The sequence below is a fragment of the Flavobacterium sp. ACN2 genome (assembly GCF_002303885.1).
GTDB lineage: Bacteria > Bacteroidota > Bacteroidia > Flavobacteriales > Flavobacteriaceae > Flavobacterium.
Genome location: NZ_MRCM01000006.1, coordinates 71,472 through 89,209, shown reverse-complemented (window position 1 = coordinate 89,209; position 17,738 = coordinate 71,472). Strand labels below are relative to the sequence as shown.

General features: G+C 35.2%; 14 protein-coding genes. 7 read left to right on the top strand and 7 right to left on the bottom strand.

The window, feature by feature from the left end; all coding sequences use genetic code 11:
• Positions 1-209: 209 nt before the first annotated feature.
• From BSF41_RS09045 to BSF41_RS09030, 4 genes are read right to left on the bottom strand one after another with little or no spacing between them, the layout of a single operon-like run.
• On the bottom strand, positions 210-1,367 hold the full coding sequence (locus BSF41_RS09045; RefSeq protein WP_095929179.1) for an ABC transporter permease: 1,158 nt from the start codon (positions 1,365-1,367) through the stop codon (positions 210-212).
• On the bottom strand, positions 1,336-2,520 hold the full coding sequence (locus BSF41_RS09040) for an ABC transporter permease (RefSeq protein WP_095929178.1): 1,185 nt from the start codon (positions 2,518-2,520) through the stop codon (positions 1,336-1,338). Before BSF41_RS09040 ends, BSF41_RS09045 begins: the two co-directional genes overlap by 32 nt.
• The gene (locus tag BSF41_RS09035; RefSeq protein ID WP_095929177.1) at positions 2,517-3,509 is read right to left on the bottom strand and encodes an HlyD family secretion protein; all 993 of its coding nucleotides are present in this window, start codon (positions 3,507-3,509) and stop codon (positions 2,517-2,519) included. Before BSF41_RS09035 ends, BSF41_RS09040 begins: the two co-directional genes overlap by 4 nt.
• The gene (locus tag BSF41_RS09030) at positions 3,510-4,961 is read right to left on the bottom strand and encodes a TolC family protein (protein ID WP_095929176.1); all 1,452 of its coding nucleotides are present in this window, start codon (positions 4,959-4,961) and stop codon (positions 3,510-3,512) included.
• Between the two features lie 489 nt (positions 4,962-5,450).
• On the opposite strand from BSF41_RS09030, the gene BSF41_RS09025 reads away from it, so the two are divergent.
• A complete protein-coding gene (locus tag BSF41_RS09025; protein ID WP_095929175.1) occupies positions 5,451-6,131 on the top strand; it encodes a metal-dependent hydrolase in 681 nt (226 codons plus the stop codon).
• 167 nt (positions 6,132-6,298) lie between these two features.
• Here BSF41_RS09025 and BSF41_RS09020 read toward each other — a convergent pair whose 3' ends face one another.
• Positions 6,299-7,135, bottom strand: a complete 837-nt coding sequence (locus BSF41_RS09020; protein WP_095929174.1) for an alpha/beta fold hydrolase — start codon at positions 7,133-7,135, stop codon at positions 6,299-6,301.
• A gap of 281 nt (positions 7,136-7,416) precedes the next feature.
• On the opposite strand from BSF41_RS09020, the gene BSF41_RS09015 reads away from it, so the two are divergent.
• Positions 7,417-8,205, top strand: coding sequence for an alpha/beta fold hydrolase (locus BSF41_RS09015; protein WP_253251788.1), 789 nt, complete (start codon positions 7,417-7,419; stop codon positions 8,203-8,205).
• A gap of 123 nt (positions 8,206-8,328) precedes the next feature.
• On the opposite strand, the gene BSF41_RS09010 is transcribed toward BSF41_RS09015, so the two are convergent.
• Positions 8,329-10,305 (bottom strand): sigma 54-interacting response regulator, encoded by a 1,977-nt coding sequence (locus BSF41_RS09010; RefSeq protein WP_216359040.1) that lies wholly within the window; start codon positions 10,303-10,305, stop codon positions 8,329-8,331.
• A 202-nt stretch (positions 10,306-10,507) separates the two neighbouring features.
• Between BSF41_RS09010 and BSF41_RS09005 the strand changes: the two genes are divergently transcribed.
• The 5 genes from BSF41_RS09005 to BSF41_RS08985 all read left to right on the top strand — a co-directional run bounded on the left by BSF41_RS09005 (position 10,508) and on the right by BSF41_RS08985 (position 16,521).
• Entirely contained in the window at positions 10,508-12,943 is a 2,436-nt protein-coding gene (locus tag BSF41_RS09005) for a sensor histidine kinase (RefSeq protein ID WP_095929173.1), read from the top strand.
• A gap of 349 nt (positions 12,944-13,292) precedes the next feature.
• A complete protein-coding gene (locus BSF41_RS09000) occupies positions 13,293-14,036 on the top strand; it encodes a hypothetical protein (RefSeq protein ID WP_095929172.1) in 744 nt (247 codons plus the stop codon).
• Between the two features lie 25 nt (positions 14,037-14,061).
• Positions 14,062-15,099, top strand: a complete 1,038-nt coding sequence (locus BSF41_RS08995) for an alpha/beta hydrolase (protein WP_095929171.1) — start codon at positions 14,062-14,064, stop codon at positions 15,097-15,099.
• A 103-nt stretch (positions 15,100-15,202) separates the two neighbouring features.
• The gene (locus BSF41_RS08990; protein ID WP_095929170.1) at positions 15,203-15,742 is read left to right on the top strand and encodes a hydrolase; all 540 of its coding nucleotides are present in this window, start codon (positions 15,203-15,205) and stop codon (positions 15,740-15,742) included.
• 8 nt (positions 15,743-15,750) lie between these two features.
• Complete coding sequence (locus tag BSF41_RS08985; RefSeq protein WP_095929169.1) at positions 15,751-16,521, top strand: carboxylesterase; 771 nt, start codon at positions 15,751-15,753, stop codon at positions 16,519-16,521.
• A gap of 90 nt (positions 16,522-16,611) precedes the next feature.
• Here the strand turns inward: BSF41_RS08985 and BSF41_RS08980 are convergent, their stop codons facing one another.
• Positions 16,612-17,541, bottom strand: coding sequence for an NAD-dependent epimerase/dehydratase family protein (locus BSF41_RS08980; protein WP_095929168.1), 930 nt, complete (start codon positions 17,539-17,541; stop codon positions 16,612-16,614).
• Positions 17,542-17,738: the final 197 nt, after the last annotated feature.

Here is a 17,738-nt window from a genome sequence, read left to right as displayed (position 1 = left end):
AACTCACAACTCTTTATTCTTTACTCTTTACTCTTTATTCTTTATTCTTTATTCTTTATTCTTTATTCTTTACTCTTTATTCTTTACTCTTTACTCTTTACTCTTTACTCTTTACTCTTTACTCTTTACTCTTTACTCTTTATTCTTTATTCTTTATTCTTTATTCTTTATTCTTTACTCTTTACTCTTTACTCTTTACTCTTTATTCTTTATTCTCTCCTCATCAAATATTTTAACCGAACAAAACAAATCGCACTATAAAAAGCAAAAAGCAGTATAAGATGCAATAAAACAGACGGATTATCCCATAAACTGGCACCCGATTGTACAATGCCGGTATATAAAACAATAAAAGGCGTTGTAGGCAAAAGATTAGACAGCCACTGCAATGCTAGCGGAAGCGATTCAAATGGCCAGCTGTATCCTGTGATCAAGAAAATCGGATAAGTTGAAAAAGCCATCATCTGCAAACAAAGCAATTGCGATTTGAACAACGAACCTATAAACTGCGCCATCGGAATTAAAGTAACAATAAACAAAAGCAGTAATAAACTTAATTCGAATCCGCTGCCTCTCATGGCTAAATTGAGCAGTTTGTAATTTACATTTAAAAAGAAAAAGCCATACGAAGCAAAAAGTATCAGATAGAATAATCCTTTGCCCCAAATTCCATTAGAAATACCCGAACCGAGCCACTCTCCTAAACGAGAACGCTGCCGCTCGCCTGCTACACTTTCGCATAAGCCAATTAATAAGGTTTGCTGCAGAATTAAAGCCAAAAGTCCTGGCAATAAAAATGCGCCATAACTCGATCTTTCGTTAAATAAAGGACGATAATCTAAGTTTACAGGCATCACATTTTCCATCGCAATGGTAGTACTCATTCCTTCCTTTTTCTGATAATATTGAAGACGTACTCCTGCTCCAACGGTCAAACATATCTGCTGCACATTTAACAACAGATCACTTGAAGGCAGAAACCTCGCGGCATTGATTGCCAATACTACATTGCTTTGTTTTAAACTCAACAAGTTGGCTTCTGTTCCCTCTGGAATATAAAAATATCCCTGGCAATTGCCTTGATACATCTGCTCCTTTGCCTGTTCCAAATTCGAAAAATGAATCAGTTCTACAATTGGAGAATCATCTATATTCTGCTGCAGCAAACGGGATAATCTCGAACCATCATCATCTACGACAGCCAATTTTACATCGAATTCTTCTTTATTGATATAAATGCTTCCGTAAAAAAAAGCATACAGCAAAGGAGCAATAAGAAGCGTAAGCAGCAAACTATGATCCTTTACTACTTGCGAAGCTTCTCTCAAAAAGAGACTAATCAACGATTGTTGCGGTTTCTTTTTCATCTTTAATCGAATTAAATTGACGTTTAAACAACAACATTGCTGTTGGATACATGACCACGCAAAACAACAAGAGTTTGGCGAATTCGCCTTGAGCATATTTTAAAGGCAAATTCATATAATACACCTTAAAAAAACCGTCTAAAAAAGCAGTATAAGGCATTATAAGCGCATAATACTGATCGTACCAAGGCATTGCCCATCTGGGAAAAGTAAATCCGCTAAACACAAAAGCAGGCGAAGTATAAAAAAGAGCCACATCTCCCGAAAGCATTACATCTTTAAACAAAGCCGATATAAACATCCCGATACCAATACATGCCAAAGAAAGCATAGTATATAGCGCAAAAAACTTTCCAGTGGCTGCGGGAACCCCGATATCGAAAAAAGTAAAAATAATTCCTGTAATAATGAGAAAATTAATCCAACTGATGGCTAGATGAGCTATTGTTTTTCCTATAATTGCAACAACAACAGAACCTTTTGATGAATCGTACAGTTCGTGCATTGTTCCTGTAACCCATTCATAATTTAAAGCCAGCATAGAGCTGATAATTAGAATCATCTGCATTCCGACAGTTATTAATCCTGGAACCAAATATTCCTGATAATTATAAGTTGGATTATAAAGCTGATAGGTTCTCAGACTAATCGGATTTGCAATCGCCATTGCTTGATCAGATTTCATTCCCGTTTTTACCAACTTCTGCAAAATTACACCTGTGCTTCCTGTAATTACAACTTCGGCAACAGCCTTATAAACTAACTTAGCAGGAACAAGCGCGGCGGCATTGGTGTACAAAGTCACATTACTCGGATGACGGCTGTAGATATTCTTTTGCAGATTTGCAGGAAAATGCACGGCGCCCAGTATTTTACCTTCTTGAATCAGTTTTTTAACTTCGGCTTCACTGCTTACTCTTCTCGTAATCTGCAACGTTTCTTTTTGCTCTAATAAAAAAATCAGCTCTCGGCTTATGGCGCTTTGATCTTCATCCCAAATAGCAAATGCTAAGTTCTTGGCATCTTGCTTCTGATATATAAAAGCATAGAAGAAAAACAAAGCGACAGGAACAACAAGCATGACCAAGTAAAAAACCTTTAAACTCAGAATGCGCTTCCACTCCCTAATGATTATGTTCGTGATCAAAATCATTGAGGAAGAATTAAAGAAGCAGTCATACCAGAACGAAGGCCTTTAATCTGTGCAAGGTTTTCGGGTTTCACTTCTATTGTAAAAGTTCTCAATTCAAATTCTCCTTTATCTTTAGACGGAACCCAATTGGCAAATTCTAAGGTAGGCGCAATAGAATGCACAACGACATCAAACGTTTCGGGCTCGCAACCTGGAACTTTAACTGCTGTTTTGCTTCCCACTTTAAGCAAATTGGATTTATCCTGTCGGATATTAAACTTAATTATCGTTGAGTTCTTTTTCTCTATGGTCATAATCGGATACCCAATAGAAATAATTTCACCCTGATGTGTAACCAAGTTAGAAATTACTCCGTCTGCTGGAGCATAAACTCTAGTATTATCTCCAAGTGCTTTTGTTAGTTCGTAAGCTTGTTCTGCTTGTTTTACGATGGCATTTGCGGTTTTTAACAATTCGGGTCTTGTACCATTTTTGAGCATTTGCAGATTTAACTGAGCGGTTTCCATTTCCTTTTTTGCGGCTTGAAATTTAAAATAGAAAACATCTTTTTCCTGTCCCGAGATCACATCTTCATTATACAGACGTTCCATGCGGTCATAAGTCGTGCTAAACAATTTATATTGCTCTTGACTGATTTGATACAGTTTAGAAGTCGCTTCTATCAATTCTGGTCTTGCTCCTTGCGTAAGCAGCTCCTGCTGTCCTTTTGCAGCATCAATTGCCGATAATGCCTGTGCTTTTATGGCGTTTATTTCGTTAGATCGAAGTACAGCCAGCAATTGTCCTGTTTTTACGGTATCGCCCTGTTTTACAAGCAACGAATCCAATCTGCCTGGAAATTCGGCCGCCACATCTACACTGGTTGCATCGACCATTCCTATAAAATTGCCATCTTCTTTATTGTTGTCTTTTAAGAAAAAAATCAGTCCTGCTATTACTACAAAGATTGGAATAATCAGCGCCCAGTAGTTTTTAAATATATCTTTCATCTATTTAATAAATTGCGTTATTTGACTTGGATTTCCTAAACTATTAAAATATTCCGCTAATGCCAGATAGTATCCTAAAACAGCTGTATAATACCCTTTTTCTATTTCTGTTTCTATCAATAAAGCATCATTAACATCTTTTGGCGACGAGAGCTGATTGTTCATTCTCTTGGTTATTAAACTGCTTGTCGTATTGGCTTCCTTTCTCGCTGCATCCATAGCCATAACATCATTTTGTAATGAAGTCATTTTGTTCTTTGCCACCCTCGACTGCACCTGAAGCATTAAACTGGAATTCTCTTCTCCTAGTTTCGCTTCTTCTATCAACTGTTTTGCGGCTAAAGTCCTTTTATTGGTCTGTCCGTTATACAAAGTCCATTGCAATTCCAGCCCTACAAACCAATCGGGAATAGAAACGGGTAAGTCTTTCTGATATAAATTGTAATTCCCAATGGCAAAAATGTTAGGCAAAGCCAATGATTTGCTAATCTTTTCGGCCGTTTCTGCATAAGAGATCTTGTTGTTTGCAATTCTGTAAACCGGGTTTGTAAGCCAATACTCATTCATAGGTTTCTCTAGATTGATTTCGGCATATTTTAAAGTATCAGAAATCACTATTGCAGCGTCAAGGTCTACTCCCATCAGTTTATTCAGTTCAAGATGGGCATTTTGTTTTTCCATCTTGATATTGTTATACTGAGTCTGTGCCTGAATTAAAACCACATTCGTCCAATTTTTTTGGTATGGAGGCAGTATTTTATTCTTGACCAATTCTTCGGCGTAATTTTTATTTTTGTCTAAAGCACTTACAATCTGTTCTTGTTTCTTAATTAAAGAGTTAAGGTACAATATTCTAAGATATTGCACTGCAATTAAAAAATTAACTTCTTTACCGGCAATCTCAACACCAATTCCTGCCGAATTAGCAACCGATTGAGCCAGATCTATACTCGAATTGATTTTGTTTCCCAGAAAAATAGGCTGACGAACTCCCACTCCTGCAACAAAATAAGACTGTTTGCTTAAACTAGGATTATAGTCTGGATAAATACCGCCAATAACTGTTTTTGAAGTATTATAAATACGATCCTGCACTGCCTGCGATAAATTGTTTCCTGTAATTTCATGATAAATTTCGTTTGCCGTATTCACACTTTGCTGTGATGAACCTTCAACGATTCCGTCTTTAACGGTCTGTAGATTTATCGTAAGCGGACTGCTCAAATAAGAATAACTCGACAAAAGATCTACTTTAGGCAAATAGCCTTTCTTTTCTGCCTGAAGATTATATTCGCCTGTCTTCAATGCAGATTTTGCCTGTTTAATGGTAATGTTATTTTGCTGTGCGATAGAAAAACATTCTTCAAGAGAAGTGTTCTGTGCTTTTGTTTCCAGAGAGAACAAAAAGCAAAACAAAATAAAAAGCTTTAGAAATTGTAGTTTTATATGCATCTATATAATATTCTAATGATTTGAAATTACTTTTAACTAGCGACTTCTTTGCTGTTTAATTAAAAACTGCAGGATAAAATAGAAATGAGATAAAAACTTATTATTCAGATAAATTCTGAAATGGTTTAAATTTATTTAGAATATACTGTTTACGAAAATTTGGGGTCCTTAACTTAAGCAGCGAAAAAAGTATATCAGCAAAAAACATATATAAACCAATATACCAACTAGTTAAAGATAAAAATTTTATTTTATAAGTGCTATTTTAATTTACGGAAAATCAGTGTAATGCAATCTCCTTCTCTAAAACCATTTTTTATGTCGCTCCGTTGGAGCTTTCTGTAGCGGTGAAATGTAATTCTATAAATATTTTGCTCCACTAGAGCATTTAAACAAAGTTCTTAATAATTTTGCTTTTATAACGTCATTCCCCACTGGCACATTTCTTGAAAATAATTATCATTATTAACTGATTTAAAACGTTTTACCATGAAAGTTACTTACTACGGACATTCGTGTTTTTCTGTTTATGCCAGCGGAAAACACCTTCTTTTCGATCCTTTTGTTACACCAAACGAGTTAGCCAAAGAGGTTGATGTAGATGGTATAAAGGCCGATTACATTTTTATCTCACATGCGCATTATGACCATATTCTCGATGTAGAGCGAATTGCCAAAAATACGGGCGCAAAAGTGCTCGGAAATTTTGAAATCTATAATTGGCTATTGAAAAACGGAATCGAAAATGCACATCCCATTAATCCAGGCGGAAAATTCGATTTTGATTTCGGAACCGTAAAATGTGTGATAGCCCAGCATCCTAGCAGTTTTATAGATGGCTCTTACGGCGGAATTGCCTGTGGTTTTGTGCTTTCAACAACAGATGGGAATTTCTATTACAGCGGCGATACGGCTCTAACTTTAGACATGCAACTGATTCCTAAATTTACCAAACTTGACTTTGCTGTTTTCCCTATTGGCGACGGACTTACCATGGGAATTGAAGAAGCTATTGAAGCCGCAAAACTCGTTGCGGTAAACAAAATATTAGGCGTTCATTACGATACTTTCGGATTTATTGTAATGGATCATCAGAAAGCTTTAGAAGAGTTTAACAAAGCTTCTTTTCAATTATTCTTGCCTAAAATAAACACAACCATTGAAATTTAAATTGATTATTTTTCATTGCTATATTTCGCTAAAATGTGGGTTTTAGCGAAATATCATTTTATAAAAAAGACTACAGAAAACAACACCATTTTTTTTCATAAAAAAAAGGAATAGCTGCTGACACTATTCCTTTTGCATATAATGAAGTTCTGCTGATGAACTTCAAATTATATGTATTCTACAAAATTAATGATGTATTGCGCGGTAAGTTCCGGATATTGATGCTGAGGTGCGTGTCCTGTTGTGGCATAAACAATCATTTGCGCATTTGTCATTTGATTGATAATCGGATACCAATTGTCTACGGCAAAACTGATGTCATGATCTCCAGAAATAATTAGAATAGGCGTTTTGGTCTTTTTCAATTGTTCTCTAAAGTTTAAAGCATCTTCTCTAAAAGTATCTCCTCCGCCAAAATACAATTGAAAAACATCCATTGTAGAAGGAATTTTATCTACGGCTATCTTTTTATGAATTCTATCGTGCGAAGCTTTTGCTGCCAAACGGCTTGATTCTGATTTTGGTTCAAAAAACAGCACAATTTCATCATCAAAATCATTTAAAGGTTTGAGTGCGGCATCAAAAAATGCTTGCTCAATAGGAATTTTGTTTTCTCCCGGCGGATTTGTTCCCACCAAAACGGCATGCGTTACCAAATTAGGATAAAGCAAAGTTGCCGTCTGTGCCACCAACCCACCATAAGACCATCCTAAAACAACAACCGAATCTAATTTTAAGGCATCTGCCAAATCCTTTACGTCTTTGGCTACAACGGTAATGTCTGGAGCAAGACTTCCTGTAGAAGAGCCAATTCCAGAATAATCAAATACGATAACGTTGAACTTTTCTGCCATCGATGCAACAAACAACGGATCCCAAGTATCTAGTGTTCCTCTAAAACGGTTCACAAAAATTACTGCTTTTCCTTTGCCGTACGAACGATAAGCAATTTTACGATCGCCTAAATCGGCAAAACGTGTCTCTGCGTCATAAATTTTTTCCATAATTATAAGTTAAAGATTGAAATCAATATTCGTTTTCATCAAGTAGACAAAGATTAAACCAAAACGCAGAACACTAACAATAAAGCATTTAACGATTATTCGTATGCTAAAGAATTATGATATTTCAAGAATCCAATCTTCTTTTTAACGATATATAATAATTCCCTCATGCGTTTTAAGAACAATGCTTTTAGAATCAATACTTTATAAAAAAGGCATTCCTTTTGTTTTTTGTAAATGAAATAGTACTCTTTTCTAAACATTAATCTAACAGCTTCGATATGATGTATTTATCTACTAAAAAAACGATTATGTTTATTACTGGAACATTCATCAGCCATGCTTGCTGGAAAAAATGGATTGTTTTTTTTGAAAATGAAGGCTATAAAACAGTTGCTCCGCCTTGGCTTTACAAAAACGAATTGGCAGTCGATTTGAGACAAAACCATTCAGAGTCCAAAATTGCTTTAATTCGTTTAAATAACTTATTGGATTATTACACTGAAATCATTGACAAGCTTCCTGAAAAACCAATCTTGATAGGTCATTCCTATGGCGGACTTCTAACGCAGTTACTGCTTCAAAAAGAATTGGGATCGCACGGAATCTGCATCAATTCTATTCCGCCTGGTAATCTTATGCATTTTAATTTTTCGTTTTATAAAGCAATCTGGAACCTTTCTGATCGTTTTAGCTCAACAAATAAGCCCTTTTTAATGCCTTTTAAGACATGGCAACACTATTTTGCGAACCAAATGCCGTTTGAAAAACAAAAAGAAGCTTACGAAGCTCTATTGATTCCAGAATCTAAATCAGTTATACGAAACGTTTATTCTAAGTCGGCTAAGATTGATTTCAAGAAAAAACACAATCCGCTTTTGTTTGTATCGGGTTCAGAAGATGCTTTTGTTCCTGCTTCTCTAAATTATTTAAACTTTAAAAAATACAAAAACCTTCATTCTATCACTTGTTACAAAGAATTTCAAGAGGGCAATCATTTGAGTATAAATCAAGAAAACTGGCAGACTATTGCTGAGTTCATCGCCAATTGGCTAAAGAAAATTTCTTAATGGATTGCAGATTTTTTTTGTGTTCACGTGGTTGAAACCTCTTGCGGAATTTTTAAATGTTCCCGTGGTTGAAACCACGGGCTATGTTTAAACATGATTAAAAAAACAGAATCAATATTCCCACTAAATAATCCCTTTCTTAATTTCCAGCTTTTTAATCTTAGAATTTAAAGTCGACGGATGAATATCCAGAATTTCGGCGGCGCCACCAGCACCAGAAATTTTTCCGTTGCATTTTTTAAGGATATACAAAATATAATCTCGTTCATTTTCTAATATCGTTTTTATAGAAAATGATTCTTGTGCTGGTTCAGGATGCATTTTGGAAGACATAGAAAGTTCAATTTCTTTAATCGCATTTCCTTCTGTCAGCAAAATGGCGCGTTGCATTACATGTTCGAGTTCTCTAATGTTTCCTGGCCAATTGTAATTTATAATCTGCTGCAAAGCAAAATCGGAAAGAATAGGCGCTTTTCTACCCATTTTCTCACTATAAACTGCTATAAAATGATTAGCTAAATCTGGAATGTCTTCTTTTCTCTTTTTTAATGGCGGAACCATAATCGGAAAAACATGCAAACGATAGTACAAATCCATTCTAAATCGTCCTGCTGCCACTTCTTCTTCCAAATTTTTATTGGTTGCCGCAATAATCCTAACATCTATTTTCATTGGCGAAGTACCGCCTACACGCTCAATTTCTCTTTCTTGCAAAACACGAAGCAGTTTTACCTGCAATTCGAGAGACATCTCTCCTATTTCATCTAAAAAAATAGTTCCTCCATCTGCCAATTCAAATTTACCAATGCGTCTGTCCAAAGCGCCTGTAAAAGCCCCTTTTTCATGCCCAAAAAGCAATGATTCGGCAAGATTTTCAGGAATAGCGCCACAATTGATAATAACCAAAGGTTTGTCTTTTCTCGGAGATAAAGCATGTATGCTTTGCGCAATTTTTTCTTTTCCTGTTCCGCTTTCTCCTAAAACTAAAACCGAAGTATCTGAAGGCGAAACTTTCCGAATATAATTAAAAACTGTGCCCATTTGCGAACTGTTGCCAATAATCCCTTTAAAACCTTCTTGCGTGTTTACAGGAGGAGTTGTGCTTTTGACTTCCGTTTTTTTAATAGGCAGATTTAAATCTTCTTTCGAATAAATTTTAGCAATAAATTGATGAAAAAGCGTTTCAAGTGAACCTAATAATCGCAAGTGTTCTTGAGAATAAACACTAAGGCTACGGCTGTAAAAAGTAAAATGATAGCTCTGGATCGAGGCAATTGAAAGCGGAAAAACCAAATAAGATTTGATCCCAAAATTGTGTGCAATTAAAGCTTTAATTGGCGCTTCTTGCAGGTTGTTAATCAATGCTTCTTCGCTATAAATCACAGGCTTTTTATCTACTTTAGATTTCCTGTAAGTTTCGTTGATTTCTTTTTCTGACAATACCGCTATTTGCGAAAGTTTCTGCAAATTGATGATTTGATATTGTTCTAAATTTCTGCGGACAATTCCGAGATTATCATAATGCGTGGAAGTCACAAAACCCGTTTCCAAATAATCAAAAGGAATAAAAGTTTGAGCCGCTTTTGCAAATGCCAATAACGCCTCTTCTTTCTTTAGATTTGAATTTATAATTTCTGTAATTGCGGTCTGAAACTGAAACTGCTGCATGAGCTGACTTTCTAAGCTGTATTGCTGACGATAAAATGCAATTTCAAGAGTCGTTAGCACATCTTGATCTCGGAAAGGTTTTACGATAAACCCATAAGGATGAGTAGTTTTAGCTTGATCTAATACAGTTTTACTTGAATTGGCAGAAATAAATATGAAACCAATATATTTCTCTTTAAGAATATGCGCCAACTCAATACCATTTCGGCTTCCTTTGAGCATAATATCCAAGAAGACCAAATCTGGTTTTTCAATTTCAATTTGTTCCAATGCCTGTTCTACCGACCGCGCGATTCCGATAACTTCATAATTTGCTTTCTCGAGAATTAACTGTAAATCGTGAGCTTCAATAAATTGATCTTCTACAATTAAAATTCGTTTTTTCAAACCTGAAGAAACAGTTTCATATCCGTTATCGGGAGAATTTTTCATAAGTGGTTATTTTTTATCTATCTTGCACTTAATTTATTGATACAAAAATAGTTAATTATCACAATTAAAATTAGTCGTTTCCAAATTTAGATAAATAAAAATCATAATTAACCGTAATTTTCATATTATTTTTCAAAACATAAAAATTGTTTCTTCCTATATTTGTTAATCCAAAACCTACTAAATTTAATTCTAATAAACCATGAAGCTACTTTACACGTTTTGTCTGCTGTTTTTTATTACAATTAATTCTCAGGCACAAAACCATCCTGCAACAGCAAATTATGACTTAAAAAAGAAACGTCTATTAATTCACACCTGCTCTTCTTATTTATACAATTCAAATCAAGGCTCTATTGATGCCGATAGTTCTGTAGTTTTAACCTGCAAGGCCTATAAACTTCCTGTTTCTTTAGCTTATGACGAAGGTTTTAATGATGGCTCTTATCTAATTGGAAATGATTTAATTGAAAAAGGAAACATCGATGCCGCAAAAAAGCTTTATTTGAAATCTAAAGGTGTCGATAAAATAAAACTGGCGCTACAATTGGGAATCTTTTATCTCTTCAAACCTTTTACAAAGCCAGAAGATTTAAAAAACGCTAATCTTTATATCACCGACGCGGTAAAGATTAGTAATGAGCTAAAAACACAAAAATGGCAGCATGAAAGTTTAATGCTTTTGGGAAAATTTTATTTCCAAATCAACAACTATCCTGAAAGTAAAAAATGCTTTTTACAGGTTGTAAACGAGTGCCGAAAACAAAAAGATAAAACAGCGCTGGCACATGCATTACTCAATCAGGCGAGCTATCAATATGACTTAGATCCCGAAAAAGAGAAAATTCTAAAAGAAGCCGAAGCTTTGTTTAAAACATTGGGTCTTGAAGAAAAAAGACTGGAAACAAAAGCAAAGCTGTGCACCATTTATTTCTGGCACGGAAAAATAAACGATGCCAAAAAAATACTCTATCAAAATATTGCCGATATGCGAAAAATCGGCTTCAGACAGCAGCAGTATGGAGAAACTACAATTGCTCATATAGAAGCTGTTCAGTTTAACATGAAAAGTGCTTTATATTATGCTCTAAAGAGTGTGCAAACAATGGAATCTACCAAAGATTACACTTTTGCAGATATTTTTTATATGCGTCTAGGTTTAATGTATTTGCAGATGGGACATACCGATGATGCCATGAAAATGGCTGAAAAAAGCATAAAATACGGGCAAAATGTTTTTAGCAGTGGAAGCTGGTATAAAAGTTTCATCACGGCTACAGCCTCTTTGTCTGCCAAAGGAAAAAACAAAGAAGCCATAGAATATATGAATTCTATAACAAGCCATTATCCGCCTCCAAATAAATTTGACAACATGATTATGAATTTTGCCTACGCAAATTGTTATTGGCGAATTAAAAATTATGGCACCGCCGAAAAGTATTTTATAAAAGCCGGAGAAGCTGCAGATGCTTTAGATTCACCGCAAACTTATCGAGATCTCTGCAATACGTATTCGTCTATTGCTTTATTTTATGCAAATCGGCAAAATCTAGCCAAAACAAAATTTTATATTGATAAAGTCGAAGCGCTTTCCAAAAAATATGGTAAGACCTACAATTCGGAAGCATTGGAAATGTCTTTGTATAAATTGGATTCGCTAAATGGGGATTTTAAATCGGCTTTGGTACATCATAAATTGTATAAAAAATTCAGTGATTCTCTTTTAGATTATTCTAAAAACAAACAAATTGAAGAGCTTAGAATTCAATACGAAACAGAAAATAAAGAACAAAAAATCAAACAATTAGACAAAGAAACCGATTTACAGCAAACGGCTTTAAAAAAATCAAAATTATTAAATACGCTTTCCATCTGGAGTTTGGTTTTATTGGCTCTTTTTCTTGGTTTATTATACAATCGATACCGCCTAAAACAGAGAACGAATGCTGAATTGGAATTTAAAGAAAAAGAAATCAATCAAAAGAACATTAATCTTAGACATTTGTTAGATGAAAAAGAATGGCTTTTGAAAGAAATCCATCACCGCGTAAAAAATAATCTTCAAACCGTCATAAGCCTTCTTAATTCGCAATCGGCTTATTTGGAGAACGATATGGCGTTGTCGGCCATTAAAAACAGTCAGCATCGCATTCATTCTATGTCGTTAATTCATCAAAAACTATATAGTTCAGAGAATATTTCGACGATCAATATGCCCAATTACATCAAAGAATTAGTCGAGTATTTGAGAGAATCTTTCTCGCTTGGACAACGCATTCGCTTTGAACTTAAAATTGATCCGCTCGAATTAGATGTTGCACAGGCCGTTCCGCTTGGGCTTATCTTAAACGAAGCTATTACCAATTCAATAAAATACGCTTTTCCAGACAACAGAATAGGAATGATTTATGTTACGCTCCAAGCGACAACAGAAGACAAATACCTGCTGACAATTGCTGATAACGGAGTGGGCTTTGATGCAAACATCAGCAATAAAAAAATCAATTCGTTTGGCTTAAGTCTAATAAGAGGTCTTAGCGATGATTTGGATGCGGCTTTTTCTATGGAAAACAATAATGGAACAATTCTTAAAATAGAATTCTCTAAAGAGTTTCCAATCAATGAAAAAAGAAGATAGTTTTCTATTGGATACAATTAATTTCAACACATAGAAACATAGTTTTGTTTGTATCTGAAAGAAGACAAAAGAAACAAGTTTCTAAACATAGATAACTATGTGTTTTTAAATTAGTAAAATACCTTTTCTAGTTCAAGGTCAACACTTTAAACTATGTCTCTATGTGTTTAGTATCACACTACAATGCTTATTTCTTTTGTAGCGATATCTCACGAATCGAAATGGGTTTAGCGAAATATAGCGCTTTTAATCTTCATAAAAAGCGCTAAAACCTTATTATTAAAGCTTTTATTGCCATGGCATATAAATTGGTTTTCTAGGGAAGTTAACCCTTAAAAACCAATTTATTATGAAAAAATCAATATTGCTAATCATCATTTTATTTCTAAATTTTAGCGCTGCAAAAGCCTGCGATAAATGCAGTTCCTACAATAACAGTGATTTTAAAATAAAATCGGCTACAATAACCCATAAAGCAGATTTAGGCCTTACGGTTTGGGACATTAAAGTAGAAGGAACTGCAGGAAAAACAATGCCTAAACCAGTTGGCCAGTTAAATGGTGCGCCAGTTTTGGCCTATGTTTTTCCGACTACTTTAAAATCTTCTGATATTGGTTTCGGTCAAGCCGAAGGAATAGTAGCACTTGCGCTTACTTCTCATCCCGATTTTGAAGACACTCCGCTTTGGGATGAAAATCTTGACGGAAATTATCTCAATGATGGTTTAATCTGGCATGCACACTGGGTTTTGTTAGTTGAAGACAAACGTGTTGCCGGCGGACTTTCGGTTAGAGAATTTACAAAAGGAGATCCAAATGTGGTTCTTCCTCCAACAAATCCTGGAATGGCAATGTATATGGATAGCCCAGGTTTTAATATCGTGTCTAAAGGAAATTCTATAAAAGTAATCGTACCCGATTTTAGAATCAACAACAAAACCAATTTTAAGTTTGATGCTGTAAGCTGCTATATGGAAGTTAGCACAGGAGCTGGCGGTTCGCATGATTCTGAAGGTTCTAAGCCAATGCTCGGGGTATACAAAGTTTATACTGTTGCCAGCGGAAATCTTTCATTGCCTTATTCTGTAAAATAAAACATAATTCTAAAGCTTAAACACAATGAAAAAATCAATTCTCTTAAAAATGATCTTTATTCCTTATATAATTTTAAACACTTTAACAACAAAAGGTTATGCGCAAGGCGATTATGCTACAGATCCGCATTTGACTCCAGCCGTAAAAGCCTTTTTAAAACCTCTAAATTCTGGAGGAGCTCCATTAGAATCGCTTCCGGTTGCAGATGCCCGAAATGTATTGGTTGGCGCTCAAAATGCTTTTAAAGTTGATTTGTCTGGAATTGAAGAATCGGAAAAAGAAATTACAGCCGACGGTTACAAAATCAAGTTGAATATTGTTCGTCCCGCTGGCGCGAAAGGAAAACTGCCTGTTTTTATGTTCATTCATGGCGGCGGTTGGGTGCTGGGCGATTATCCTACTCACAAAAGAATGGTTAGAGATTTAAGCGTTTTAACGGGTTATGTGGGCGTTTTTGTCAATTATTCTCTGGCTCCAGAACACAAATATCCTCAGCCTGTAAACGAGGTTTACGCAGCCGCAAAATGGATTTCGGCGCATGGAAGCGAAATCAATGTGGATGGAAGCAAATTAGGAATCGTGGGCAATAGTGCTGGTGGAAATCTGGCTACAGCGAGTGCCTTGATGGCGAAAGAAAAAGGAACGCCGCTCTATAAAGTGCAGATTCTTTTCTGGCCTGTAACCGATGCTAATTTTGAAACAGAATCGTATAAACTCTATGGCAAACAGCGCTTTCTGACCGATTCTTTAATGAAATGGATGTGGGATCAATACGTAGATCCTTCCAAAAGAAAAGAAATATACGCTTCGCCACTGCAAGCCAATTTATCTCAGCTGAAAGGTCTTCCTCCTACTTTAATTCAAGTTGCCGAAAATGATATTTTGAGAGATGAAGGAGAAGCTTACGGACGTAAATTGAGTGATGCGGGAGTTGTGGTTACAACTGTTCGCTACAACGACGTCATTCACGATTTCGGGTTATTGAATGGTTTAGCTGAAATTCCGCAGACAAAAGCACTTTTTATTCAAGCCGCAGCAGAACTTAAAAAGTATTTGAAGTAAGATTAATCCTTGAACAAAACAAACTTAACAATCTGTAATTAAATATTTTACAAGAAAATAAATTTGTAAATTTAATTCTCAAAAACAATAAAAAGAAGTCGTTATGCTTGTACAAGAAAAAACTGGATTGATTGTAATTGATGTTCAAGGAAAATTGGCCCGAATGGTGCACAACAGCGAAAAGCTAACCGCTAATTTGGAAAAACTTATTCGAGGCTGTCAATTACTTTCAATTCCGATAATTTGGGCCGAACAAAACCCAAAAGGACTTGGCGCAACGATACCTGAATTAGAAAAGCTATTTCAGGATCAGAAACCAATTGAGAAGTTTTCTTTCAATGCATTGGATAACGAAACTTTTAAACAGGCGATTATAGATTCTGGTAGAAAGCAGTGGTTAATCTGCGGTATAGAAGCTCATATCTGTGTGTATCAAACGGCAATAGGATTATTGGCCTATAATTTTGAAGTCGAAGTTGTAGCCAATTGTATTTCTTCCAGATCAGAAGAAAGCATTGTAATTGCTTTGCAAAAACTGCAGCACAAAGGAGCTTCAGTAACCAATGTTGAAATGTGCCTTTATGAACTTGTAAAAGATTCGAGACGGGAAATTTTTAAAGAAATTCTAACACTAATCAAATAAAAAGAATCATGTCAAAATCTAAAACTATTGTACTCATTCATGGAAATTTTGTGAACGACAAAACGTGGACAGAATGGAAAAAGTACTATGAACAAAAAGGATATACGGTTTATACTCCCGCAAACCCAGGACACGAAGGAGTTCCTGCCGAATTGAGAGCAAGAGTGCATCCTGATCTTACTAAAACTGGATTTATAGATATTGTTACGGCCATCAGCAAATTAATAGACACTTTACCCGAAAAGCCTTTGGTAATAGGACATTCTATGGCGGGTATGGCCACCTTAAAACTGGTTGAATTAGGTAAAGCAGCGGCTGGAGTAAGCATTGATGGTGCGCCTCCAAAAAATGTGTTTCCGCCATTTCAAACCTTAAAAACAGTAATACCGGCTTTTGGCTTTTTCTCTACAAGCAAATATTTTATGGGAAGCAGAAAATGGTATGATTATGCTTTTTTTAATACCATTCCGGAATCGCAAAAAAGCATTGCTTTTGAGAAATTCGCAGTGCCTGAAAGCTATAAAGTCAGCAGAGAATTGGTTTTGAATTCTTTCTCTAATATCAATTTCAAAAAACCGCACGAACCTATTTTGTTTATTGGCGGCGGAAACGACCATATCTTCCCTCCTAATTTAACAGAGACAATTGCCAGCCGATACAAAGAAAATGCAGGTCGTGTCGATCTAAAAATATTTGATGGCAAAAGCCATTTTATTTGCGGAGAACCGGGCTGGGAAAGTGTTGCCGATTATATTTTAGATTGGTATGAATCGTTATAGAAATTATATATTTCGACTTTAAAAAATATATAAAAATGCTAGATCTTTTGGATTTAGCATTTTTAATTTTCTTTCAAACCATCATTCTGATTAAAATTGCTGCTCCTTTTTTATTTCTTCAATTCCGTTTCTATAGCTTGTTACAGCAAAATCTGGAAAACGCTTTCTAAATTTTGAATCATCAAAAACATTGGCATGCTCATATCTTGGAAGCAATTCTTGGAGTTCTTTTGCTTGTTTACTGAAAAATGCACCAATGGTAAAAACAAACTTTGGAATAACTTTATATTTTAGTTCTCTCTCATATATTTCAGAAGCTAAGGCAATAAATTCTTTATAATTAAGATGGCTTTCATCGACTGGCAAATGCCAAGTCTGCCCAAAAGCATCTGGCGTATTGCCTATTAAAGCTGTGGCACGGCTTGCGTCTGGTGTCCAAATTAGGCTTCTTTTTTTAGAGTCTTTCAAAGGAACTTTTAGTTTTTTATTTTCTTTAATAGCATTAAAGATTAAAGTATTGGTAATGCTCTGCGTTTTGGCAGGCCCATAAAATTCAGGTGCACGACAGATTACGCCTTCCAATTGTCCCGCTTTTATTTCGCTTAGCACCATTTCTGCCATTTCTTTTCTAATTTCTCCCTTTCTGCCGACAGGTTCAAAGGCCGTTTCTTCGGTAAGCACTCTGCTGTCTTGTGGATACATATAGGTATTATCAAAAAAGACCAATTTCGTTTTATTGATTTTACAGGCTTCAATAACATTTCTTAAAATCAGCACAAACTGTTTTTCCCATAAGTCAGTATCCATCGGAAGTCCTAATGTAAAATAAGCTATTTCACTACCTTTGACGGCTTCTATTGCTTTTTCTTTAATGGTTAAATCTGCCGAAAAAACGGAATCTGTATCATTTACTTTTTGTGCTTTACGGCTTACAATTCGTATATCTGAGGTATAATTTCTTTTTAATTCTCTTGCCAATTCTTCTCCAATCTGTCCGTTGGCTCCTAATATAGTTTGCATACTGCTTAACTTTTTAAATTGCTTTGTTTTTTCTGACACTTGTATTTACTGTAGAAATTATAGCAAGTCTCATAAACTCTAACTCATTTATATTCTACTTTATTGCTATTTTAGAACCTATAAATCAGTTAATTTATTTCTAAATTACAACAAAAAAACATACCATTTTTTCTGTGTTTATTATTAGTAAAATCGGA

What these genes read in the sequence shown, in the direction of transcription:
- BSF41_RS09020 (WP_095929174.1), bottom strand. Translation starts at nt 7,135, where the DNA reads ATGGAAAAAATTTATGACGCAGAGACACGTTTTGCCGATTTAGGCGAT.
- BSF41_RS08995 (WP_095929171.1), top strand. Translation starts at nt 14,062, where the DNA reads ATGAAAAAATCAATTCTCTTAAAAATGATCTTTATTCCTTATATAATT.
- BSF41_RS09005 (WP_095929173.1), top strand. Translation starts at nt 10,508, where the DNA reads ATGAAGCTACTTTACACGTTTTGTCTGCTGTTTTTTATTACAATTAAT.
- BSF41_RS08980 (WP_095929168.1), bottom strand. Translation starts at nt 17,541, where the DNA reads ATGCAAACTATATTAGGAGCCAACGGACAGATTGGAGAAGAATTGGCA.
- BSF41_RS08985 (WP_095929169.1), top strand. Translation starts at nt 15,751, where the DNA reads ATGTCAAAATCTAAAACTATTGTACTCATTCATGGAAATTTTGTGAAC.
- BSF41_RS09015 (WP_253251788.1), top strand. Translation starts at nt 7,417, where the DNA reads ATGATGTATTTATCTACTAAAAAAACGATTATGTTTATTACTGGAACA.
- BSF41_RS08990 (WP_095929170.1), top strand. Translation starts at nt 15,203, where the DNA reads ATGCTTGTACAAGAAAAAACTGGATTGATTGTAATTGATGTTCAAGGA.
- BSF41_RS09040 (WP_095929178.1), bottom strand. Translation starts at nt 2,520, where the DNA reads ATGATTTTGATCACGAACATAATCATTAGGGAGTGGAAGCGCATTCTG.
- BSF41_RS09025 (WP_095929175.1), top strand. Translation starts at nt 5,451, where the DNA reads ATGAAAGTTACTTACTACGGACATTCGTGTTTTTCTGTTTATGCCAGC.
- BSF41_RS09000 (WP_095929172.1), top strand. Translation starts at nt 13,293, where the DNA reads ATGAAAAAATCAATATTGCTAATCATCATTTTATTTCTAAATTTTAGC.
- BSF41_RS09045 (WP_095929179.1), bottom strand. Translation starts at nt 1,367, where the DNA reads ATGAAAAAGAAACCGCAACAATCGTTGATTAGTCTCTTTTTGAGAGAA.
- BSF41_RS09035 (WP_095929177.1), bottom strand. Translation starts at nt 3,509, where the DNA reads ATGAAAGATATATTTAAAAACTACTGGGCGCTGATTATTCCAATCTTT.
- BSF41_RS09010 (WP_216359040.1), bottom strand. Translation starts at nt 10,305, where the DNA reads ATGAAAAATTCTCCCGATAACGGATATGAAACTGTTTCTTCAGGTTTG.
- BSF41_RS09030 (WP_095929176.1), bottom strand. Translation starts at nt 4,961, where the DNA reads ATGCATATAAAACTACAATTTCTAAAGCTTTTTATTTTGTTTTGCTTT.